The following is a 21,325-nucleotide window of genomic DNA, read 5'->3' as shown; positions in this document are numbered from 1 at the left end:
AATGCGGTCGGCACACCGGCCTCGAACGAATCTACCCGCGGGCACTGACAACGCTCGCCCACCGGGACGGGCGTCCCGGTGAAGGCCACGAGGCTTCACCGGGTGTTTCCCCTGGGGAACACGGCGACTCACGGGTTGGTAGCCGCCCCTACCCCGGACCGGGGATTCCAATCACCCGTCCGTCCCCGAGGGCCTTGTCCCACTCAACCGGCGGTGTCCTCGTCCTCTTCCTCGCCGGACTCGGCCAGCACGGGGGAGGCGTGGTGGGACCAGAGCTTCCAGCCGTCGGCCGTGCGGCGGAACACGTTCGTGGCGACGACGAGCTGGCCCACGAGCGGGCCGAGCTCCTCGCCGTCGTCGGGTGCGGGACCGCCGCTGAGGATGTTCTCGGTGCAGGTCACCAGGGCCGTGTCGCCGGACACGGACACGCGCACATCGGTGAGGAAGAACTGGATGTACTCCGTGTTCGCCATGATCAGCGCGTACGAGCGGAGTACCTCGCCGCGGCCGTTCAGGACGGGCCAGCCGGGGTGGACGCAGGACACGACCGCGCCCTCGCCCTCGAAGTCGTCGTCGGACGTGTCCAGCGGGGCGAGCCACAGCGAGGTCAGTTCCTCGAAGTCACCCCGTTCCATCGCCTCGTAGTACGCCGTGTTGGCGAGTTCGACCTGCTCGACGTCGGTACGCGGTGTGCTCACCGGGCTCCCTCTGCGGCCGGGCCGCCGGCGGTGTCCGTGACCCCGCCGGTCCGCGCGCCCTCGACGGCGCGGGCGACCCGTACGGCGTCGGCCGTGGCCCGTACCTCGTGCACGCGGACCGCCCACGCGCCCTGCTGGGCGGCTATCGCCGAGACGGCGGCGGTGGCGGCGTCGCGCTCGCGCGCGGGCGGCGGGGCGCCCTCGGGGCCGGCCAGGACCCGGCCGAGGAAACGCTTGCGGGAGGCGGCGACCAGCAGGGGGTGGCCGAGCGCGCGGAGGCGGTCGAGGTGGGCCAGGAGGGCCAGGTCGTGCTCGGGGTCCTTGGAGAAGCCGAGCCCGGGGTCGACGACGATGCGGTCGGGGGCGATGCCGCCCGCCAGGACGGCCTCCACGCGCGCGTGGAGTTCGTCGAGGACTTCGGTGACGACGTTCTCGTACGCCCCCTGGACGTTCCCGCCGGCCAGGAAGCCGCGCCAGTGCATGACCACGAAGGGGGCGCCCGCGGCCGCCACCGCCGGGATCATCGCGGGGTCGGCGAGGCCGCCGCTGACGTCGTTGACGAGGGCGGCGCCCGCGGCGAGCGACTGCTCGGCGACGGAGGCGCGCATCGTGTCCACCGAGACGGCGACGCCCTCCGAGGCGAGGCCGCGGACGACGGGGATGACCCGCTTGAGCTCCTCGGCCTCGTCCACGCGCGTGGCGCCGGGGCGGGTGGACTCGCCGCCCACGTCCACGAGGTCGGCGCCCTCGGCGACCAGGCCGAGACCGTGTTTGACCGCGGCCGTCGTGTCGAACCAGCGGCCGCCGTCGGAGAAGGAATCGGGGGTGACGTTCACGACCCCCATGACCGCGCAGCGGTCCCACGTCGGCAGTCCCGCGACTCGGCCGCGCCCGCGCTCAATACTCATACGTCCAGCCTAGGCCTCCCGGAGGAGGCGTCATCGCCCCCGCACGTGCCCCGTCGCCTCCGCCGGTCTCCGCGCTCCCGGCTACACCGCCCTGACCCCCCGTTCCGGTACCGCGTGGGCGCAGGGGCGCGGGGCCGGTGCGCGGCGGCGCAGGATCCGGGGCAGGGCGAGGTTCACGAAGCCCTCGGCCTGCATGGCGGCGAAGCCGATGCGGGGGAGGTCGCGGGAGGAGGCGTAGACCACGAAGCGCGGCTCCCAGCGCGGACGGAACTTGGCGTTGAACTTGTACAGCGACTCGATCTGGAACCAGCGCGACAGGAACACGAGCAGTCCGCGCCAGGCGCGCAGCACCGGCCCCGCGCCGATCTTCTCGCCGCGCGCGAGCGCCGAGCGGAACATCGCGAAGTTGAGCGAGATCCGGTCGATGCCGAGCCGGGGTGCGGCCTGGAGCGCCGCCACGATGAGGAGTTCGTTCATGCCGGGGTCGGCGGCGCGGTCGCGGCGCATGAGGTCGAGCGACGCGCCGTCCGCGCCCCACGGGACGAAGTGCAGGACCGCCTTCAGGTCGCCGTACGGGCCGGGCGGATCGTCGGCCTTGTGCGCCGTGGCGATCAGACAGTCGCCGTCGGACGGGTCACCGATCCGGCCGAGCGCCATGGAGAAGCCGCGTTCGGTGTCGGTGCCGCGCCAGTCCTCGGCCGCGCGCCGTATCCGCTCCAGCTCGCCTTCGCCGAGGTCACGGATGCGCCGTACCCGGGTCTCGTAGCCGGCGCGTTCGATGCGCTTGACCATCTGGCGCACGTTGCGCATCGCGCGCCCGGACAGGGAGAAATCCGCGACGTCCACCACCGCCTCGTCCCCGAGTTCGAGGGCGTCGAGGCCGGTCTCACGCGTCCACACCTCGCCGCCCGTCTCCGAGCAGCCCATGACGGCGGGCGTCCAGGAGTGCGCCCTGGCCTCGTCCATGAAGCGCTCGATCGCGCCGGGCCAGGCCTCCACGTCGCCGATGGGGTCACCGCTGGCGAGCATCACCCCGGAGACGACCCGGTAGGTGACCGCCGCCTTGCCGCTGGGCGAGAAGACGACCGCCTTGTCGCGGCGGAGCGCGAAGTGGCCGAGGGAGTCGCGGCCGCCGTGTTTGTCCAGGAGGACGCGCAGCCGGGCCTCGTCGTCCTCCGTGAGGCGGGCGGCGGGGTGTTCGGGCCGGAAGGCGAGGTAGACGGTGGTGACGGCGGTGAGCCAGCCGAGCGCGCCGAGGGAGAAGGCGACGGTCCAGGAGGTGGGTCCCGCGTAGTCGACGGGGCCCTCGAAGCCGACCAGGCCGTACAGGACGTGACTGATCCGGTCGGCCAGGCTCGGGTCGCCGATCATGCGGTCCTCGTGGACGCTGACGATGACGAGTCCGAGGACGAGGGAACCGGCGCCCATGAGAACGAAGTTGGCGAGCGCGCGCCAGCGGCTGCGTGGATCGGGCAGCGCGGCGAACTCGTCGCGGTGGCGCAGCAGCGGCAGGAGCAGCGCGGCCGAGATGACGACGCCGATCACCGAGTGGCGGTACGCGAACTGCGCGGCGGCGCCCGCGGGCAGCAGCAGTACCGCGGCACGCCACGCCCGGCGCTTGCGGCGCCGCAGCCCGTGGGCGAGCAGCAGCAGGAGCACGCCGGCGCTGAGCGACAGCGCCGCGGCGAAGGGCCCGAACGAGCCGGGCAGCACCTCGGCCAGGGCGTGCATACGGCTGTGACGGAAGCGCGGGAAGACGCCCGCGGCGACGTCCAGGAGACCTACGAGTGTGCAGGCCCTGGCGATCAGGGCGGGGACCACCTCCGCGCTCGGACCGCGCAGTACGCGCCGTGTCCGGCCTGTCCGGCCCGGAACCCCACCCGACAATTCCCCATCTACCCTGACAGACATCGCATCCCGTGGTTCCGCGAGAGACCTTGAATCCGGTGCCATTCCGGCATCCGGCGACATTGCGCCCTCTAGGACGGTGTCTTGGGGGGACAGGTTCACTCCCTTCCGGAAAGCCGGTTCAAAAGGCAAGGAAAGTCCAGGGCAAGGCCTCGCCAATGGGTGGGACGGACCCGGACGGAAAGCGCAGGCGGTGCACCCCATGGGTCTCACGAGCAACAAGATGCTGGCATTGGCGGTCCTGCTCGCCGTACTGCTTTTCGTCGGCACGGTGTGGTGGTGGCCCCGCCTCTCCAGGCGTACCTGGCGGTCCGTCAGCGGGCGTGTCGGGCTGCTGCTGGCCACCCAGGTGATGCTGTTCGCCTCCATCGGGCTGTGCGCCAACCAGGCGTTCGGGTTCTACGCGAGCTGGGCGGATCTCCTCGGCCGGGAGCGAGGCGAGGGTGTGGTCGTCGACCACGACGGCGCGAACGGGCCGGGCGGTGGCCCCCTCCAGGTCGTGGACACCGAGCAGGTGGCCGTCTCGGGCGGTGCGCGGCCGCAGACCGGCGGCCAGATCCAGAAGATCGACATCGTCGGCCGTACGACCCGGATCGCCACACCGGCGTACGTCTATCTGCCGCCCGAGTACTTCCAGCCGCGGTACCGCACCCGTACGTTCCCGGCGGTCACCGTGCTGACCGGCTATCCCGGAACGGCCAAGGCGCTCGTCAAGGCCCTGCACTTCCCGCAGACGGCGAATCGTTTGGTCAAGGAGGGCAGGACCCAGCCGATGATCCTGGTGATGCTGCGGCCGACCGTCGCTCCGCCGCGGGACACCGAGTGCGTGGACATCCCCGGCGGTCCGCAGACCGAGTCCTTCTTCGCCAAGGACCTGCCCGAGGCGGTGTCGGCGCATTACCGCGTGGGCGGAAATCCCCGGAGCTGGGGCATCGTCGGCGACTCGACGGGCGGGTACTGCGCGCTGAAACTCGCCGTTCACCACCCCGGGGTGTACGCGGCGGGCGCCGGCCTGTCGCCGTACTACAAGGCGCCGATCGACCGGACGACGGGCGACCTCTTCCGGGGCGACAAGACCCTGCGCGACAGCGCCGATCTGCGCTGGTTCCTGAAGAACAGGCCCGCCCCGGACACCTCGCTCCTCGTCACGAGCAGCAAGGCGGGCGAATCCAACTACAAGGCCACGCTCGACTTCATAGACCTCGTGAAATCCAGGAAGCCCACCCGGATCTCGTCGATCATCCTCGACAGCGGCGGCCACAACTTCAACACCTGGCGGCGGGAGATCCCGGGTGCCCTCCAGTGGCTCAGCGGACGTCTGAGCGACCGCTGAGCCCTGCCGGGGCCGGGCCAGGACACGCCCTCGTGCCCCGCGGACGAATGGGGTTGTCCGGCGCCGGGAAATGCCGTCCCCAGGAGGAATGCCGCACCCGGCGATGACGATCCGGGAACTGTTCGGAGCCCGCGGAATTGATCGTGGAGCCGGTGCGGTCGGGGGGCGGGACGGGCTTTGTGGGACAAGCCGTGTGCCCTGTAGGTGCCTGGTACAGGACAAAGCTTCCGGGGACACTGGGTTTTTACCGGGCGGGGCACCAAGATTCGCCTACGCGCGGTAAGTTTCTGGCCATGCCACGTGGACGCCACCGCCATTCCCCGCCCTTGCACAGGGTGCTGCCTTCTTCGGCGATCGCCGGTGTGTCGCTCGTCTGCGCCATAGGACCCTGGCTGTTCACGGACGCGTTCGCGCTCCGTGTCCTGGCCGCGGGTGCCGCGGCGACGGCGGTCGTCAGCGCGGTCGTCCTGCGCCGCTGGGACACCGCGGCGGGCAAACGTGTCGCCGACCTCACGCGCGCGCGGGCGAGCGACGAGTGGCGTCACGAGGAGCGCGTCGCCGAACTGGAGACGGACCTTGACGAGTCGCGCGAACTGCGCGCCAAGCTGGAGCAGAAGCTGCGCGCCAAGCGCACCGAGCTGGCCGGCCTGCGCAACGAGCACGCGGCGCTGCTGCGGCGGTACGCCACGGCCGAGACGGAGCGGGCCACCGCCCTGGAGGGGCGCCGGCAGCTCGCCATAGAGGCTTCGGTGCCGGCCCGAGCCCTGCCGGCCGCGCGGACGGCCCCGGACGGGATCGAGACCCAGGACTCCTCCGGCACGCCGGACCCGGGCGACACGACGGACTCCCAGGACTTCCCGGACTCCCCCGGAGCGGTGGACGAGCAGGACACGGCCGAGACGGTCGAGACGTCCGGGGAACCGGACGCGACCGAGGGCCCGGCACCGTCGGAGGCGTCCGAGGAGACGGCACCGTCCGAGGGTTCCGGGAGCGGCGGGTCCGCGTCCGTGAGCGGGTCGGACGCCATCGAGGCTTTCATCGCGCCCGACGACGACTCGGTCTCCGAGGCGGAGGACGACGAGGACGCGAAGGCGCAGGCCGGTGCCGGGACCGACGAGTCCCCCGAGGCCTTCTCCCCGGCCGGGTCGTCGCTCTTCCTACGGGCCGGAGCGGCGTTGAACCGGATAGCGGGCGACGCCCCGCAGGCGGAGGGCGCCCGGGCCGGGACGGCATCGACGTCCGTGGCGCTCGCGCTGCCGGACACGGACCGCGAGACCGCCGCCCCCGGCACCGCCTCGGCCGAGGCTCCCGAGACCCGCTCCGCGATCGCCAGGTCCCTGAACGACGTGCCCGCTCCGGGCGGGTCCGCGCTGGACGCGGCCGTCGAGCGGGACGCGGCGGCGAGGAAGCGCGCGGCGCTCCAGAAGGGCGCGGCCGCCACGAAGGACCTGGTCGCCACCAGGGACCGGGTGGCCGAGCGGGACACGGCCGCGAACGGCGAGGCCGCCCCGAAGAGCGCTCCGGCCGCCCGGACGGGTCCGTCCGCGGACTCCGTCGCGGAGGCGGGTGGGGCGCAGGGGAAGCCCGAGGCGGCCCGCGAGCACCAGCGCGCGGCCGCCGACGCCGAGCCGTCGCCCGCCGCGCCCGAGCGGGCCCGCCGGGCCGTGACGGCGCCTCCGGCGCGCGCGGCGCTGCCGCCCGCCAAGTCCGCCCAGCGCTCCGGGCACTTCACCGTGCCGACCGCGGTGGCCGTCGTCCCGCAGTCCGCGCCGGTGCGCCGCCCCTCGGTCGAGGGAGGCTTCGACTTCTTCGGTACGCAGAAGGAGGAGTCCGAAGCCGCCGCTGTGGAAGCCGTGCAGAACGAGGACCTCGCCGACGTGGTCGGTCAGGAGGCGCTCGCCGAGCACGAGGCCGAGGCCGGCGCGTCCGGGGCCAGGCCCGGGAGCGAGGCTTCGGAGGGTGCCGACCGCCAGGTCATCGACCTGACCGAGCACGACGAGACCGAGCACATCGACATGACGGGGCTGCGGAGCGCGGCCTCCTGATCCGCGGGGCCGCCGAGCAGGCGTGACCGGGGCCGAGCAGGCGTCACCGAATGAGGGCAGTGGCTTCGTGCCACTGCCCTTTCCCGTTTCCACCCCCTCACCCGTTTCCACCCCCTCGGCGCGGGGCCTCAGGCCATCCAGCGGTCCGGCCTGGCCTCCCGGCGCCCCGTGCGGGACCGGTCCGCCTGTGCCTGGAGGAGGGCCGCCGCCTCCTCGGCGTCCCGCAGCCGCGCCGTCACCGTCTTGCCGGCGCCGGCGTCGATGTGGACGTCGGCGAGCCCCTTGAAGCGCTCCCAGGGCCCCTGCGTCAGCCGGACGCTCTGCACCTTGGCGTGCGGGACGAGATGGAGGCGGCGGCGCAGCAGCCCGCGGCGCGCGGCGAACACGGCGCCGGTGACGGCGAGTCCGTACCCGCGCCACCAGAACGGCACGCACCAGCCGGCCCGCCGCGGCGGCCGGTCCAGGAACGCGGGAACGGTCACGCCGGGCAGCACGGCGGCGATCACGGCCTCGGCGACCTCGCGCGGAGCGACGGGCACGAGGACCGAGTTCGACGACCCGGCCACGTCCAGCTCCACACGCACCCATCGGCCGCGCCACAGCAGGGGTTCGACGATCCGCACGGTCTGCACGCGTCCGGGCGGCACCGTCTCGTGCGTACGGTCCAGGAGCCCGTGGTCGATGCGCAGGCCGTCGGGCGACTCGCCCACCGTCCAGTCGTACTCGCCGACGAACCGTCCGACGCTGCTCGCGCCCGCCGCGCCGAGCAGGGGCAGTCCGGTCGCGAGGACCGTCCAGGCGCTGTGCGTGGCGAACCACAGCAGCGTCGGCACGACGAGCGCGGCGACCAGGGACGCCCAGGTGGCACCGGTGAGCAGCAGGGAGGCGGCGAGGACGGCGGGCGGGACGTGCAGCAGCCGCCGGACCGGCGCCTCGCCGACCTCGTGGGCGGACTCGGGCGCGAACCCGGCCGCGCGGGCGAGGAGTTCGGCACGCAGCCGCCGGGCCTCGCCCTCGCCCAGATAGGCCAGCTCGTCCTTCCGGTCGGCGCCGACCACATCGAGCTTGAGCTTGGCGACGCCCGCGACGCGGGCCAGCAGCGGCTGCGTGATGTCGACGGCCTGGAGCCGTTCGAGCCGGATGTGCGCGGTGCGGCGGAACAACAGGCCGGTACGGATGCGCAGTTCGGTGTCGGTCACCGCGAAGTGGGTGAACCACCAGCTCAGGAAGCCGTAGAGAGCGGCGCCCGGCACGATCACCACGAGCCCCAGCAGCAGCGCGGTCGTCGTGAGCCGGGAGATCTGCTCCTGCGCCTGGCCCGGGTCGTGGACGGCCCAGCCGGCGAGGACCGCGACCGGGGCCCAGGCCCGCCGGAACGGGGTCACGGGGTGCAGCCGCCGCTCGGACAGCGGCTTCTCCTCCGCTACGGACATGCCGTCGCCCGGCCCGGCCGGTGGGCCGGGGAGGGCGCCGGACGCGGCGGACGGGGGCCCCGAGGAGTCCGGGGAGGCCGTGCTCACAGGCCCGCCGATCGTGCCTCGCCCAGTTCGGTCAGCCGGTCCCGCAACCGCTCGGCCTCGGCCGGGTCGAGACCCGGGATGCACGCGTCGGTGGCCGCGGCGGCCGTGTGGAGCTGCACACTGGCGAGCCCGAAGTGACGTTCCAGCGGCCCGGAGGTCACCTCGACGAGCTGCATGCGCCCGTACGGCACCACGGTCTCCTCACGCCACAGCACCCCCCGGCTGATCAGCAGGTCGTCCGCGCGCTCCGCGTACCGCCAGGAGCGCCAGTTGCGCCCCAGCATGCGCCAGCCCCACGCGATGAGGGCGAGCGGCAGCAGGGCGAAGGCCGCCCAGCCCTGACCTGCGAACAGGGCGAGGAACAGCCCGACGGCGATCGTCAGGAGCCCCAGCCACACCACCAGCAACAGCCGTCGCATACGTAGCAGCCCCGGAGGCAGTCCGGTCCAGACCGGCTCCCCCGGGACGCTCTCCTCGGTCCGCGCGCTCCCCGTCTCCATGCGGTAAGCGTACGTACGAGAGACTGTGGCCATGACTCCCACGACGGAGACCATGGTCGGCATCGGCGGCGCTGCCGAGAGCACCGACATGGTGCTCAACATCGGCCCCCAGCACCCCTCGACCCATGGCGTGCTGCGACTGCGGCTCGTACTCGACGGTGAGCGGATCCAGCACGTGGAGCCGGTCATCGGCTACATGCACCGCGGCGCCGAGAAGCTCTTCGAGGCACGCGACTACCGCCAGATCATCATGCTCGCCAACCGCCACGACTGGCTGTCGGCCTTCTCGAACGAACTGGGCGTCGTCCTCGCCGTGGAGCGGATGCTCGGCATGGAGGTCCCCGCGCGCGCGGTGTGGACGCGCACGCTGCTCGCGGAGCTCAACCGGGTCCTCAACCACTTGATGTTCCTCGGCTCCTATCCCCTGGAACTGGGCGGGATCACCCCGATCTTCTACGCCTTCACGGAGCGCGAGGAGCTCCAGCACGTCATGGAGGAGGTCTCCGGCGGGCGCATGCACTACATGTTCAACCGCGTCGGCGGCCTCAAGGAGGACCTTCCGGCCGGATGGACCACACGCGCGCGTGCCTGCGTCGCCGCTCTGCGCACGCGGATGGGCGTGTACGACGACCTGGTGCTCGGCAACGAGATCTTCCGGGGGCGTACGCGCGGGGTGGGCGTGCTCGCTCCGGGGGCCGTGCACGCGTACGGGGTGAGCGGCCCCATCGCGCGGGCCTCCGGCGTCGACTTCGACCTGCGCCGCGACGAGCCCTACCTCGCCTATGGGGAGCTCCAGGACACGCTGAAGGTCGTCACGCGCGAGGAGGGCGACTGCCTGGCCCGCTTCGAGTGCCTCCTGGAGCAGACGCACAACGCCCTGGACCTCGCGGACGCCTGTCTGGACCGGCTCGCCGAGCTGCCGCCCGGCCCGGTCAACCAGCGCCTGCCGAAGGTCCTCAAGGCGCCCGAGGGACACACGTACGCCTGGACCGAGAACCCGCTCGGCATCAACGGCTACTACCTCGTCAGCAAGGGCGAGAAGACCCCGTACCGGCTGAAGCTGCGCTCCGCGTCCTTCAACAACATCCAGGCGCTCACCGAGCTGCTGCCCGGGACGCTCGTCGCCGACATGGTGGCGATCCTCGGGTCACTGTTCTTCGTGGTCGGGGACATCGACAAGTAGGGCCTCCCGCAGGACGGTGTCGGGGGAGTCCCGGAGCCCGTCGGGGAGGCCGACGGGCCGGAGCAGCCAGCCGAAGCCGCCCAGCCCGCCCGGCGCGGTGAGTTCCGCCGCCTGCCCGGCGGCCGCGAGGGCGCGCACATAGGCGGCGGGGTCCGTCGACGCGAGGGCGAGCGGGGGGCGGGCGCCGCTCACGCCCAGCGCGCGCAGCGCCGCGCGCTGGGTCACCACGCGGCCCCCGGGCACCGCGCACGCGTCGAGCGCCACGTGCGCGGTGATGTCGCACGAGCCGTCCGGCACCGGTGCCGTCTCGCGTCCCTCCCGGAAGCCGGTGAGGGTCCCGAAGGGCGGACGTCCGCCCGCGAAGTGCGCGTAGTCGACGGCGACGGCGAGTCCCCGGTCGAGCGCGGCCACGGCGGAGGCCCAGGCGAGATCCCGGGGGAGCCCGATCTCGGCACGCGCGCCCCCGACGGGAGCCGAGGGCGCCTCGGGAGCCGCGCCCGCCCCCGGCGAGTGGGGTGCATCTTGTGGCGATACGGGGCCGAGCCGCCCTTGGGGCGCGGGGTCCGGCACACCTTCCGGCTCGGGTTCCGGCCGACCGCCCGAAGCGGAGTCCTGGCGCCGTCCCGGCGTGAGGTCCGGCCCTGTTCCGAGGTCCGGCCCTGTTCCCGGCGTGAGGTCCGGTTCCGCTCCCGGGTCGGGGCCGTCGCCGGGCCGGGGCCACCACCAGGTCCGCAGCCATCGGGCGTCCTCCCCGGCGACCGGCTCCCCGAGGCGTTCGGTTCCGTCGGCCCGGACGAGGACCCGCCGCGGCGCTCCGTCCGGACCGATCTCGGCGACGTCCACGGGCACGTTGTCCAGCCACTCGTTGGCGAACAGCAGCCCGGTGACCCCCCGGGGCGGCTCGCCGAGCCACGAGATCCGCCGGTCGAGGCCCTCCGGCCGGTCCGCCCGCTCGACGGCGTACGCGCGCACACGGCCGGCCACGTCGGCGGGGAGGGCGGCGAGGACGCCGGTCACCAGCTCGCCGCGGCCGGCCGCCATGTCCACGAAGGCCAGCGGGTCCGGGTGGCCGAGCGCCGCGTCGAGGCGGCACAGCAGCCGCGCCACGGCACCCGCGAACAGCGGGGAGGCGTGCACCGAGGTCCGGAAATGCCCCGCCGGTCCCTCGGGCCGCCGATAGAAGCCGCGGGGCCCGTACAGGGCCTCCTCCGTCGCCTCGCGCCACCCACGCCACTCACCCGCCGCCGCACCGTCCACCGGGCCAGGCTAGGCCACGCCCTCGGGGCCTTTCGGGCGGCTTCCCAGCGGCCCCGGAGCGGGGGACATCCACCTTGGGGAGTACGAGGAGCGGTCCCGGATCGGTCCTCCGGTTGACCCGGGCACACCGCACGCCTCCCTACTCTGGGTTACGTGCAGCGCCTCTATGACCTTCTCCGCAGGTACCCGACATGGGTCGACAGCTTCTGGGCCGTCGCCCTGCTCGGGATCTCCTGGGTGAGCATCAGCAATGTCAACGGCGCCGCGGAGGGGCCACAGCCGACCGCGGTGGCGCTCCCGATCGCCGTCGCGCTGAGCGCGGTCGTCGCGCTGCGCCGACGCATGCCCGAGAAGATGCTGCTCCTGGCCGTGGCCGCGGGCCTCGCCCAGCTCGTCCTGGACGTCCCCTCGGCGCCCGAGGACTTCGCGATGCTGGTGATCATCTACACGGTCGCCGCGAACGGAGCCCGCTGGGCCTCCCGGCTCGCGCTGGTCGGCGGCCTGTGCGCGGGCACGCTCGCGCAGCTCCGCTGGCCCGCGCACGAGGCCAGCGGACCGGGCGGTGTCTTCATAGCGATCTTCCAGACCGTTCCGTTCGCGCTCGCCTGGGTGCTCGGCGACTCGATCCGCACCCGCCGCGCCTACCTCGCGCAACTGGAGGAGCGGGCCGCCCGTCTGGAGAAGGAGCGCGAGGCGCAGGCCAAGGTCGCGGTCGCCGCCGAGCGCGCCCGGATCGCGCGCGAGCTGCACGACGTCGTCGCGCACAACGTCTCGGTGATGGTGGTTCAGGCCGACGGCGCCGCGTACGTCATGGACACCGCCCCGGAGCAGGCCAGGAAGGCGCTGGAGACCATCTCGGGGACCGGCAGGCAGGCCCTCGCCGAGATGCGCCGGCTGCTCGGCGTGCTGCGCACGGGCGAGCACCAGGAGGTCGGCGAGTACGTGCCGCAGCCCGACGTCGAGCAGCTCGACGACCTCATCGAGCAGTGCCGCACCTCGGGCCTGCCCGTCGACTTCAAGGTGGAGGGCACCCCGCGCCCGCTGCCCAGCGGGGTCGAGCTCACGGCGTACCGCATCGTCCAGGAGGCGCTCACCAACACCCGCAAGCACGGAGGCCCGAACGCGGGCGCGAGCGTGCGTCTGGTCTACTTCGACGACGGCCTCGGTCTGCTCGTCGAGGACGACGGCAAGGGAGCCCCCCACGAGCTGTACGAGGACGGCGGCGCCGACGGGCAGGGCCACGGCCTGATCGGCATGCGGGAGCGCGTCGGCATGGTCGGCGGCACCCTTGACGCGGGGCCGCGCCCCGGCGGGGGTTTCCGCATCAGCGCCCTGCTGCCGCTCAAAGCGGCCCACTGACACCTGTACACACCCGGTCCGACGACCGGCCCCGACTTTGTGAAAGGCCCCCGATGGCGATCCGCGTGATGCTCGTCGACGACCAGGTGCTGCTGCGCACCGGCTTCCGGATGGTGCTCGCCGCCCAGCCGGACATGGAGGTCGTGGCCGAGGCGGGCGACGGCGTCGAGGCCCTGCAGGTGCTGGCGGCCACCGAGGTCGACGTGGTCCTCATGGACGTACGCATGCCGAAGCTCGACGGTGTGGAGACCACCCGCCGCATCTGCTCGGACCCGAACCCGCCGAAGGTGCTGATCCTGACCACCTTCGACCTCGACGAGTACGCGTTCTCCGGACTGAAGGCGGGCGCCTCCGGCTTCATGCTCAAGGACGTGCCCCCGGGCGAGCTGCTCGCCGCCATCCGTTCCGTGCACAGCGGCGACGCCGTGGTCGCGCCGTCCACCACCCGGCGGCTGCTCGACCGGTTCGCGCCGCTGCTGCCCAACGCGGGCAAGGAGCCCCGGCACAAGGGGCTCGAACGGCTCACCGAGCGCGAGCGCGAGGTCATGATCCTCGTCGCGCAGGGCCTGTCCAACGGGGAGATCGCGGCCCGTCTCGTCCTCTCGGAGGCCACCGTGAAGACCCATGTCGGGCGCATTCTCACCAAGCTGGGACTGCGTGACCGGGTCCAGGTGGTCGTCCTCGCCTATGAGACGGGAATCGTCCGGGCGGGCGGCCTCGGCTGACGTGAGATTCCGTGCTCCGCGGCCCGCGTGCCGTCCGGCCGTGGTCCGCGTGCCGTCCGGCCGGCGGCCGGGGTGGGGCACGGAGACGTGACCGGGACGTGACCGGCGCGCACTAGGGTCTGCGCATGCTCCTGTGGATCAACGGGCCCTTCGGGGGCGGCAAGACACAGACCGCACACGAGATCAGGCGCCGGCTGCCCGGCGGCGTCATCTGCGATCCGGAACACGCCGGTTTCGGCCTGCATCGCATGCTTCCGCCCGAACTCCGGGGAGATTTCCAGGACTTGGTGTCCTGGCGGCAGGGCGTGGTCGAGGTGCTCGACCTCGCGCTCGGCAAACGGGACGGTGTGGTCATCGCCCCCATGACGATCACGAACCCCGCGTACTTCGCGGAGACGGTCGGGCGGCTGCGTGAACGGGGCCACGACGTACGGCACTTCACGCTGCTGGCCGAGCGCGAGACCGTCCTGAGGCGGCTGCGTGAACGCGGCTTCGGGCACTTCGTGGGCCATGTCGCCGGGAAGGACGCCCCGTTGCGGCGCGAGAGCTGGGCCGTGGGGCAGCTCGACCACTGTCTGGAGCGGCTGCGCGAGCCGGAGTTCGCCGAGCATCTGTGGACCGACGGGACGACGGTCGCCAGGACCGCCGACCGCATAGCGGTCCTCGCGGGGCTGACGCTCACGCCGAACCGCGACGGTGCTCTGCGCGGGCGCCTGCGGCGGGCGCGGACGAGCGTGCGCCACATCCGCTTCGACTGACCCGCCCACGGCGCTCCGGTCGTAGGGGGTTTCCTCGCCGCTTCCACCCCTACCCGTCCCACCCTGGGGCTCCGCCCCAGCCCCCGCTCCTCAATCGCCGGAGGGGCTGAATCTCAGCCCAGCCACGATGCACCCGCAGCCGGGATCCGGCGCGAGGGGACGTGCCGGTACATCGATGCCCGTCGCCACCGACGCCCACCCCTCACCCAACGGCGACGGGCTGATGCACCGGCACGGCCCCGACCCACCCACCAGCCGGGCCGCTCATGGGCTCAGCGCAGGATCCCCTCCAGGAAATCGCTGCCCAGCCGGGCCACCACGCCGACGTCGAGCTGGTGCAGCACATAGCGGCCGCGCCGCCGCGTGGTGATCAGCCCCGCCTTCTTGAGCACGCTCAGGTGCCGGGATATCTCCGGCGCGGTCATGCCGTGCACCTGGGCGAGCTCGCCGGTGGTGTACGCGCTGCGGGCCAGATGGCGGCAGATGCGCATCCGGACCGGGTGCGACAGGGCGGCCATCCGCAGGGTGAGCTGCTCGACGGAGGGCGGGGCGGCGAGCTCGGGGGAGCTGACCGGGTAGTGCAGCACCGGCTGCCACTGATAGCGGTGCAGCACCATCAGGTGCGGGCGGCCGAGGCTGGTCGGCACCAGCAACAGACCGCCGTCCGCCGTGACCGTCGTGCTGCCCTCGGTCAGCTTGTCGACGGTGATGATCCGCGCCGCCTCGTCCAGGGACAGGGCGGAGGAGACGGAGGCCAGTGCCTCGGACAGGCCCTTGTGCCGCAGCAGATCCGTCTTGTGACGGGCCTCCGCGGCCAGCGGGTGGCGCAGCCGGGCCCAGGTCTCCGCGAAGAAGGCCTCGTCGCAGTCCTCAAGGAACTGCCGCAGCCAGGCCCGCACGCCCGGCGGGTCCACCAGCAGCCGCTCGGTGAACCGGGTCTGCTGCGGCCCCCGCGAGGCGGCCAGATCCACGGCGCGGCGCCGCACCTCGGGGTCGGAGAGGGCGTGCGGCCCCTCGGTGCCGTACGCCAGCGCACACGTGAACTCCAGGGCCGCGTCCACGAACTGCTCGTCGGTGAGCTTGTCCAGCAGGTCTAGGTCCTCGGCCAGCGTCCCGCCCGGCATCGAGGCCCCGCCCGGGACGCCGGCGCACGGCAGGAACAGATCCGAGAACGTCGTGCGCCAAAGGAAGTCCGCCTCGCACATCCGGTCCGCGAGATGGGCGTCGAGTCCGGCGGTCACTCCCGTCGTCCAGCCCTGCAGCCCGGGGTGGTGCCCCGGTTCCGCCAGCGCGTGCAGCGCCATCCCCAGCTCGGCCAGCGGCGACGGCACGACGGCGACCCGCTCCGGCCGCAGGCCGCCGATGTCGATGTGCACGCTCATGCCCCCATGGTGCACCCCGCCACCGACAGCGGCCGCCGTCGATTGACGGCGGCCGTCAATCGGAGCGACAGCCGCTGTGATCAGGCGCAACCTGGGACGACCGGGGCGGCTCGCACGGGTCCTTCGGATCCCATCCCTCTCCCGAGAGGCGGTCGGCCATGAGCATCACCCAGCAGTACATCCTGGACAGCTACCGGTCTTCGCAGCACGGGGAGGCCGCTCCTCCGGCACCCGGCAGCCACGACTGGGAGACCGCGCGGGAGGTGCGCGACTACCGGCGCTTCCGGGCCGTCATGGCCGGACGTCCGGCCCATGGCCGCCTGCTCGGAGCCCTGGGCCGGTGGCTGCACGGCGGGCCCGGCCGGCCGGCCCGCTGAGACCCGCCCCGCCCGGCCTCCCCGGACCCCGCGCCGTGACCGCTCGGGCTCCCGTCCCGCGAGGGGCCGCGCTGGCTCCCGTAGTGCGGCGGGCCGCGCGGGCTCCCGTCCTACGAGAGGTCGCGCGGGCTCCCGTCCTACGAGGGGTCGCGCGGGCTCCCGTCCTACGAGGGGTCGCGCGGGCTTCCGTCCCACGCGGGGCCGCCGTGCACGCCCCCGGACTACGAGGCGTTCCGGTCCGGCAGCCTCTCCACGAACGTGCGGACCGCCGCCCTCACGTCGTCCGCCGTCCACTCCAGACCCGGTTCGGCCACGGTGACCTCCGTGTACGCGAGTCCCGGGCCGCCCCGGTTCCAGCCCTGGGCGAACAGGCCCGTCTTCGTCTCCTCGACCTGCCGCAGCGCCGCGTCCCCGAGGACGTCGGGGTCGTACGGCAGCCAGACCTGGAACTGGTGGGTGTGCGGCTCCTCCGGGTGGACACGGACCCAGGGGACCCCCGCCTCCGTGAAGCCCTCGCGCAGCGCGCCGGCCACCACGCGCGCGTGGGCGACGTACTCCGGCAGCCGGGGCAGCTCCCGCTCCAGGCCGATCAGCGCCGACAGGACGGTCGGGAACTGGTGGATGATCATGCCGCCGTACCGGTGCCGCCAGGTCTTCGCCTCGTCCACGAGCGTCTTCGGCCCCGCGACGGCGGCACCGCCGAACCCGCCGAGCGACTTGTAGAACGAGACGTACACGCTGTCCGCGAGGCCGGCGATCTCCTCCAGAGGGCGGCCGAAGTGCGGGGTGCACTCCCACAGCCGGGCCCCGTCGATGTGCACCACGGCGTCCCGCTCCCGGGCCGCCTCCACGACCTCGGTGAGCTCCTCCCAGGTGGGCAGGACGAAACCGGCGTCCCGGAGCGGCAGCTCCAGCAGCAGCGCGCCGAACGGCTCGGGGAAGTCCCGCACCTCCTCGGCGGTCGGCATCCGGGGCTCGTTCGTCAGACGGACCGGGCGCAGGCCGCTGACCTGGCTGAACGCCTGCCGTTCATGGACCTCCGGGTGACTGAGCCCGTGCAGGGCCACGGTCGCGTCGCCGGTCCGGCCCGCCCAGCAGCGCAGGACGACCTGCTGGGCCATGGTCCCGGTCGGGAAGAAGACCGCCGCCTCCGTGCCCAGCAGTTCGGCGACGCGCTCCTCCAGGGTCTCGACGAGGCCGCCGCCGTACATGTCGACCCGTTCGTCGAGGTCGCACACGTCACCGGCGCCCTCGTTCAGCCAGGCCAGGTGCTCGCGGAGCGACAACTGGTAGCCGGGGCGCCACAGCACCCGCCCGGCCGCCTTCCAGGCCACCACGCGCCGCTCGAACCGTTCCTCGGGAGACAGTCCCGCCGTCCCCTCCCCGCCCTGCTCCGCGGGCTCCGTACCGCCCCGCTCCGCCGGGTCCGTACCGCTGCGTGCCGTCGTATCACTCATTCCAGGATCATGTCCCGGGCGGGCCCGGCCGGTCACCTCGAATTCCGCACGCCGGTGACCTGTGGAAATCCCGTTCACCCGGCCAGGGTCCTCACCGGCGTCGCGGCGCGCGGAAACCCACAGCCTGTGGACGGCCGGACTCCCCCCGGACCAATCGCGTTAACATGACGAGAAATCGTCCGGTACCCCGAGCGGACTGGAACGGAAGGCCGCCGTCGCGTGAGTACGTATCCCCAGCCAGAGCCCAAGGACCGCCCCGCGCGGCTGACCGTCGGCGTCGTCGGCGCCGGCCGTGTCGGTCCCGCGCTCGCCGCCGCGCTCCAGCTCGCCGGACACCGCCCGGTGGCCGTCTCCGGCGTCTCCGACGCCTCCAGGCGGCGCGCCGCGCAACTCCTGCCCGACGTCCCGCTGGTGTCCCCGGCCGAGGTCCTGGACCGCGCCGACCTCGTCCTGCTGACCGTTCCCGACGACGCGCTCCCCGGGCTCGTCGAAGGACTCGCCGACACGGGCGCCGTCCGCCCGGGACAGCTCCTGGTGCACACCTCCGGACGGTACGGCGCGCGCGTGCTCGACCCGGCCCTCAGGGCGGGCGCCCTGCCGCTCGCCCTGCACCCCGCGATGACGTTCACGGGCACCGCGGTGGACGTCCAGCGGCTCGCCGGATGCTCCTTCGGCGTCACCGCCCCCGACCAGCTCCGGCTGGCCGCCGAGGCCCTCGTGATCGAGATGGGCGGCGAGCCCGAGTGGATCGCCGAGGAGTCCCGGCCGCTCTACCACGCGGCCCTCGCGCTCGGCGCCAACCACCTGGTGACCCTCGTCGCCGAGTCGATGGAACTGCTGCGCACCGCCGGTGTCGAGGCCCCCGACCGCATGCTCGGCCCGCTCCTCGGCGCCGCCCTGGACAACGCGCTCAGGTCGGGCGACGCGGCCCTGACCGGACCCGTCGCGCGCGGGGACGCGGGCACGGTCGCCGCGCACGTCGCCGAACTGCGCCGGCACGCCCCGGGGACCGTCGCCGGCTATCTGGCGATGGCCCGCGCGACCGCCGACCGCGCGCTCGCCCACGGGCTGCTCAAGCCGGAACTCGCCGAGGACCTCCTGGGAGTACTCGCCGACGGGACGGACGCGACCCAGGGGACCGAGGGAGACACCCGATGACCACCGCCCTGCTGCGCACCGCCGGCGAACTGTCCGCGCGGACCCGGACCGGCCGCAGAGCCGTCGTGATGACCATGGGCGCCCTCCACGAGGGCCACGCCACCCTGATCCGCACCGCCCGCGAGATCGCGGGAGAGGCGGGCGAGGTGGTCGTCACCGTCTTCGTGAACCCCCTCCAGTTCGGCCAGGGCGAGGACCTCGACCGCTACCCGCGCACCCTCGACGCCGACCTGAAGATCGCCGAACAGGCGGGCGCGGACGTCGTGTTCGCGCCCTCCGCCGACGAGGTCTACCCCGGCGGCGAACCCCAGGTCCGGATCTCCGCGGGACCGATGGGCGAGCGCCTGGAGGGCTCCGTGCGGCCCGGCCACTTCGACGGCATGCTCACCGTCGTCGCCAAACTGCTGCACCTGACCCGGCCGGACGTGGCCCTGTTCGGCCAGAAGGACGCCCAGCAGCTCGCCCTGATCCGGCGCATGGCACGCGACCTGAACTTCGGCGTGGAGATCACCGCCGTCCCCACCGTGCGCGAGGAGGACGGGCTCGCCCTCTCCAGCCGCAACCGCTACCTCTCGGCCGAGGAGCGGCGCACCGCGCTCGCCCTCTCGCAGGCCCTGTTCGCCGGCCGTGACCGGCACGCCGCCCAGGAGGCGCTGCGCGCGCGGGCCCTGGAGGTGCCCGCCACGCGCGAGCGCGCCGAGGCCCTCAGCGCCATAGGGGAGTCCCGGGCCGCGGCCGACGCGCACGCCGTCGCCAAGGCCGTCCCCGGCTGGCCCGGCGGCGTCCGCTCGGCCGCCCGGCTGGTCCTCGACGAGGCGGCCCGCCTGCGGCCGCCGCTGGTCCTGGACTATCTCGCTCTCGTCGACCCGGACGACTTCACGGAGATCCCGGACGACTTCACCGGCGAGGCGGTCCTCGCCGTCGCCGCCCGGGTCGGGACGACCCGCCTGATCGACAACATTCCCCTCACCTTCGGAGCCGCCTCGTGACCGGCAAAGGCACAGGTTCAGAGACCGCCACTGGCACCGGCATACGCCTGCACGCGCCCGCCCCGGGCTGGGCCCTGACCGCGGACGTCGTGGTCGTCGGCTCCGGCGTCGCCGGGCTCACCGCCGCGCTGCGCTGCGAGGCCGCGGGGCTGCGTACCGTCGTGGTCACCAAGGCCCGCCTGGACGACGGCTCCACCCGCTGGGCGCAGGGCGGCATCGCCGCCGCTCTCGGCGAGGGCGACACCCCCGAGGAGCACCTCGACGACACCCTGGTCGCGGGCGCGGGCCTGTGCGACGAGGAGGCCGTGCGCATCCTCGTCACCGAGGGCCCGGACGCCGTCCGCCGGCTCATCGCGACCGGCGCCCACTTCGACGAGTCCTCCGAGGGCCGCCTCGAACTCACCCGCGAGGGCGGCCACCACCGCCGCCGCATCGCGCACGCGGGCGGTGACGCGACCGGCGCCGAGATCTCCCGGGCCCTCGTCGAGGCGGTCCGCGCGCGCGGTCTGCGCACGGTCGAGAACGCGCTCGTCCTCGACCTCCTGACGGACGCCGAGGGCCGCACCGCGGGTGTGACCCTGCACGTCATGGGAGAGGGCCAGCACGACGGCGTGGGCGCCGTCCACGCCCCCACCGTGGTCCTCGCGACCGGCGGCATGGGCCAGGTGTACTCCGCGACCACCAACCCGTCCGTCTCCACGGGCGACGGCGTGGCCCTCGCCCTGCGCGCGGGCGCCGAGATCTCCGACCTCGAATTCGTCCAGTTCCACCCGACCGTGCTCTTCCTCGGCCCCGACGCGGAGGGCCAGCAGCCGCTGGTCTCCGAGGCGGTACGCGGCGAGGGCGCCCACCTCGTCGACGCCGACGGCGTGCGCTTCATGGTGGGACAGCACGAGCTGGCCGAACTGGCGCCCCGGGACATCGTCGCCAAGGGCATCACGCGCCGCATGCAGGAGCAGGACGCCGAGCACATGTACCTCGACGCCCGGCACTTCGGCGCCGACATGTGGGAACACCGCTTCCCCACGATCCTCGCCGCCTGCCGCGCCAACGGCATCGACCCGGTGACCGAGCCCGTCCCGGTCGCCCCGGCCGCCCACTACGCCTCCGGCGGCGTCCGCACCGACGCCCGGGGCCGCACCACGGTCCCCGGCCTGTACGCGTGCGGGGAGGTCGCCTGCACGGGCGTCCACGGCGCCAACCGGCTCGCCTCCAACTCCCTGCTGGAAGGCCTCGTCTACGCCGAGCGGATCGCCGCCGACATCGCGGCGAGCCACGCCGAGAACGGTCCGCACGCGCGCGTGCCCCAGCCGGTGCCGCACCCCGAGACGCCCGCGCACCCGCTGCTCGCCCCCGAGACCCGCTTCGCGATCCAGCGGATCATGACGGTCGGCGCCGGTGTGCTGCGCTCCGCCGAGTCCCTCGCGGCCGCGGCCGAGCAGCTCCAGCGGCTGCACACCGACGCGCGGGACGCCCTCGACGAGAACGGCAAGACCTCCGAGCCCGGCGTCGACACCTGGGAGGCCACCAACCTGCTGTGCGTGGCCCGCGTCCTGGTCGCCGCCGCCCTGCTGCGCGAGGAGACCCGCGGCTGCCACTGGCGGGAGGACCACGCCGACCGCGACGACGACCAGTGGCGCCGCCACATCGTCGTACGGCTGAATCCCGACCGGACCCTCGCCCTCCGCACCACCGATACCGCAGACTTCCCCCCGACATCCCGGCAGCCCCACCCGGCGCCCCCGTCCCGTCCCCAGGAGCAGTGACC

The 21,325-nt window shown here is 73.6% G+C and carries 18 protein-coding genes; 10 read left to right on the top strand and 8 right to left on the bottom strand.

Annotation, left to right across the window (positions count from 1 at the left end):
• Nucleotides 1-203: 203 nt before the first annotated feature.
• The 3 genes from ACFXGX_RS12900 to ACFXGX_RS12890 form a co-directional block, all read right to left on the bottom strand.
• A complete protein-coding gene (locus tag ACFXGX_RS12900; protein WP_384788964.1) occupies nt 204-698 on the bottom strand; it encodes a nuclear transport factor 2 family protein in 495 nt (164 codons plus the stop codon).
• Entirely contained in the window at nt 695-1,606 is a 912-nt protein-coding gene (gene folP / locus ACFXGX_RS12895; protein WP_384788961.1) for a dihydropteroate synthase, read from the bottom strand. The genes ACFXGX_RS12900 and folP overlap by 4 nt, the downstream gene beginning before the upstream one ends.
• An 81-nt stretch (nt 1,607-1,687) precedes the next feature.
• Entirely contained in the window at nt 1,688-3,517 is a 1,830-nt protein-coding gene (locus ACFXGX_RS12890; RefSeq protein ID WP_384788958.1) for a phosphatidylglycerol lysyltransferase domain-containing protein, read from the bottom strand.
• Between the two features lie 199 nt (nt 3,518-3,716).
• Here ACFXGX_RS12890 and ACFXGX_RS12885 point away from each other — a divergent pair, with 199 nt between their 5' ends.
• Together ACFXGX_RS12885 and ACFXGX_RS12880 are read left to right on the top strand one after the other, a co-directional pair.
• Nucleotides 3,717-4,847: an alpha/beta hydrolase gene (locus tag ACFXGX_RS12885; RefSeq protein WP_384788956.1), complete on the top strand. Its 1,131-nt coding sequence runs from the start codon at nt 3,717-3,719 to the stop codon at nt 4,845-4,847.
• A 293-nt stretch (nt 4,848-5,140) separates the two neighbouring features.
• Nucleotides 5,141-6,892: a hypothetical protein gene (locus ACFXGX_RS12880; RefSeq protein WP_384788953.1), complete on the top strand. Its 1,752-nt coding sequence runs from the start codon at nt 5,141-5,143 to the stop codon at nt 6,890-6,892.
• A 128-nt stretch (nt 6,893-7,020) separates the two neighbouring features.
• Here ACFXGX_RS12880 and ACFXGX_RS12875 read toward each other — a convergent pair whose 3' ends face one another.
• Both ACFXGX_RS12875 and ACFXGX_RS12870 read right to left on the bottom strand, forming a co-directional pair.
• On the bottom strand, nt 7,021-8,325 hold the full coding sequence (locus ACFXGX_RS12875) for a PH domain-containing protein (RefSeq protein ID WP_384789125.1): 1,305 nt from the start codon (nt 8,323-8,325) through the stop codon (nt 7,021-7,023).
• Between the two features lie 83 nt (nt 8,326-8,408).
• Nucleotides 8,409-8,912 carry a PH domain-containing protein gene (locus ACFXGX_RS12870; RefSeq protein ID WP_384788950.1) on the bottom strand — a complete coding sequence of 168 codons (504 nt, stop codon included), beginning with the start codon at nt 8,910-8,912 and terminating at the stop codon, nt 8,409-8,411.
• A 31-nt stretch (nt 8,913-8,943) separates the two neighbouring features.
• Between ACFXGX_RS12870 and ACFXGX_RS12865 the strand changes: the two genes are divergently transcribed.
• A complete protein-coding gene (locus ACFXGX_RS12865; protein ID WP_384788947.1) occupies nt 8,944-10,095 on the top strand; it encodes an NADH-quinone oxidoreductase subunit D in 1,152 nt (383 codons plus the stop codon).
• Here the strand turns inward: ACFXGX_RS12865 and ACFXGX_RS12860 are convergent.
• Nucleotides 10,060-11,352, bottom strand: a complete 1,293-nt coding sequence (locus tag ACFXGX_RS12860; RefSeq protein WP_384788944.1) for an SAM-dependent methyltransferase — start codon at nt 11,350-11,352, stop codon at nt 10,060-10,062. The two genes, ACFXGX_RS12865 and ACFXGX_RS12860, sit on opposite strands and share 36 nt — an antisense overlap.
• A 153-nt stretch (nt 11,353-11,505) precedes the next feature.
• Here ACFXGX_RS12860 and ACFXGX_RS12855 point away from each other — a divergent pair, with 153 nt between their 5' ends.
• The 3 genes from ACFXGX_RS12855 (at nt 11,506) to ACFXGX_RS12845 (ending at nt 14,194) form a co-directional block, all read left to right on the top strand.
• Entirely contained in the window at nt 11,506-12,711 is a 1,206-nt protein-coding gene (locus ACFXGX_RS12855; RefSeq protein ID WP_384788941.1) for a sensor histidine kinase, read from the top strand.
• A 53-nt stretch (nt 12,712-12,764) separates the two neighbouring features.
• Nucleotides 12,765-13,436 carry a response regulator gene (locus ACFXGX_RS12850; RefSeq protein ID WP_384788937.1) on the top strand — a complete coding sequence of 224 codons (672 nt, stop codon included), beginning with the start codon at nt 12,765-12,767 and terminating at the stop codon, nt 13,434-13,436.
• 125 nt (nt 13,437-13,561) lie between these two features.
• Nucleotides 13,562-14,194, top strand: a complete 633-nt coding sequence (locus ACFXGX_RS12845; RefSeq protein WP_384788934.1) for an AAA family ATPase — start codon at nt 13,562-13,564, stop codon at nt 14,192-14,194.
• Between the two features lie 272 nt (nt 14,195-14,466).
• Here ACFXGX_RS12845 and ACFXGX_RS12840 read toward each other — a convergent pair whose 3' ends face one another.
• Nucleotides 14,467-15,576 (bottom strand): DUF5937 family protein, encoded by a 1,110-nt coding sequence (locus ACFXGX_RS12840; RefSeq protein WP_384788931.1) that lies wholly within the window; start codon nt 15,574-15,576, stop codon nt 14,467-14,469.
• A 158-nt stretch (nt 15,577-15,734) separates the two neighbouring features.
• On the opposite strand from ACFXGX_RS12840, the gene ACFXGX_RS12835 reads away from it, so the two are divergent.
• Nucleotides 15,735-15,953, top strand: a complete 219-nt coding sequence (locus ACFXGX_RS12835; protein WP_384788929.1) for a hypothetical protein — start codon at nt 15,735-15,737, stop codon at nt 15,951-15,953.
• 221 nt (nt 15,954-16,174) lie between these two features.
• Here the strand turns inward: ACFXGX_RS12835 and ACFXGX_RS12830 are convergent, their stop codons facing one another.
• Nucleotides 16,175-17,410 carry a threonine aldolase family protein gene (locus ACFXGX_RS12830; RefSeq protein ID WP_384788926.1) on the bottom strand — a complete coding sequence of 412 codons (1,236 nt, stop codon included), beginning with the start codon at nt 17,408-17,410 and terminating at the stop codon, nt 16,175-16,177.
• Between the two features lie 219 nt (nt 17,411-17,629).
• On the opposite strand from ACFXGX_RS12830, the gene ACFXGX_RS12825 reads away from it, so the two are divergent.
• The 3 genes from ACFXGX_RS12825 to ACFXGX_RS12815 are packed head-to-tail and all read left to right on the top strand — an operon-like array spanning nt 17,630 to nt 21,323.
• Entirely contained in the window at nt 17,630-18,568 is a 939-nt protein-coding gene (locus tag ACFXGX_RS12825) for a Rossmann-like and DUF2520 domain-containing protein (RefSeq protein ID WP_384788924.1), read from the top strand.
• The gene (gene panC / locus ACFXGX_RS12820; RefSeq protein WP_355770527.1) at nt 18,565-19,557 is read left to right on the top strand and encodes a pantoate--beta-alanine ligase; all 993 of its coding nucleotides are present in this window, start codon (nt 18,565-18,567) and stop codon (nt 19,555-19,557) included. The genes ACFXGX_RS12825 and panC overlap by 4 nt, the downstream gene beginning before the upstream one ends.
• Nucleotides 19,554-21,323 carry an L-aspartate oxidase gene (locus ACFXGX_RS12815; protein ID WP_384788921.1) on the top strand — a complete coding sequence of 590 codons (1,770 nt, stop codon included), beginning with the start codon at nt 19,554-19,556 and terminating at the stop codon, nt 21,321-21,323. The genes panC and ACFXGX_RS12815 overlap by 4 nt, the downstream gene beginning before the upstream one ends.
• The last annotated feature ends 2 nt before the right edge of the window (nt 21,324-21,325 follow it).

Origin of the sequence: Streptomyces sp. NPDC059371 (genome assembly GCF_042751995.1) — a bacterium.
In the GTDB taxonomy this organism is placed as follows: domain Bacteria; phylum Actinomycetota; class Actinomycetes; order Streptomycetales; family Streptomycetaceae; genus Streptomyces.
Note: the sequence above shows the minus strand (reverse complement) of the source record. Positions and strands in the feature narration are given on the sequence as shown.

Bases quoted from the DNA above. Each gene is read 5' to 3' on its own strand.
- ACFXGX_RS12830 (WP_384788926.1), bottom strand. From the start codon at position 17,410: ATGAGTGATACGACGGCACGCAGCGGTACGGACCCGGCGGAGCGGGGC.
- ACFXGX_RS12835 (WP_384788929.1), top strand. From the start codon at position 15,735: ATGAGCATCACCCAGCAGTACATCCTGGACAGCTACCGGTCTTCGCAG.
- ACFXGX_RS12880 (WP_384788953.1), top strand. From the start codon at position 5,141: ATGCCACGTGGACGCCACCGCCATTCCCCGCCCTTGCACAGGGTGCTG.
- ACFXGX_RS12875 (WP_384789125.1), bottom strand. From the start codon at position 8,325: ATGTCCGTAGCGGAGGAGAAGCCGCTGTCCGAGCGGCGGCTGCACCCC.
- ACFXGX_RS12865 (WP_384788947.1), top strand. From the start codon at position 8,944: ATGACTCCCACGACGGAGACCATGGTCGGCATCGGCGGCGCTGCCGAG.
- ACFXGX_RS12850 (WP_384788937.1), top strand. From the start codon at position 12,765: ATGGCGATCCGCGTGATGCTCGTCGACGACCAGGTGCTGCTGCGCACC.
- ACFXGX_RS12885 (WP_384788956.1), top strand. From the start codon at position 3,717: ATGGGTCTCACGAGCAACAAGATGCTGGCATTGGCGGTCCTGCTCGCC.
- panC (WP_355770527.1), top strand. From the start codon at position 18,565: ATGACCACCGCCCTGCTGCGCACCGCCGGCGAACTGTCCGCGCGGACC.
- ACFXGX_RS12845 (WP_384788934.1), top strand. From the start codon at position 13,562: ATGCTCCTGTGGATCAACGGGCCCTTCGGGGGCGGCAAGACACAGACC.
- folP (WP_384788961.1), bottom strand. From the start codon at position 1,606: ATGAGTATTGAGCGCGGGCGCGGCCGAGTCGCGGGACTGCCGACGTGG.
- ACFXGX_RS12890 (WP_384788958.1), bottom strand. From the start codon at position 3,517: ATGTCTGTCAGGGTAGATGGGGAATTGTCGGGTGGGGTTCCGGGCCGG.
- ACFXGX_RS12840 (WP_384788931.1), bottom strand. From the start codon at position 15,576: ATGAGCGTGCACATCGACATCGGCGGCCTGCGGCCGGAGCGGGTCGCC.
- ACFXGX_RS12870 (WP_384788950.1), bottom strand. From the start codon at position 8,912: ATGGAGACGGGGAGCGCGCGGACCGAGGAGAGCGTCCCGGGGGAGCCG.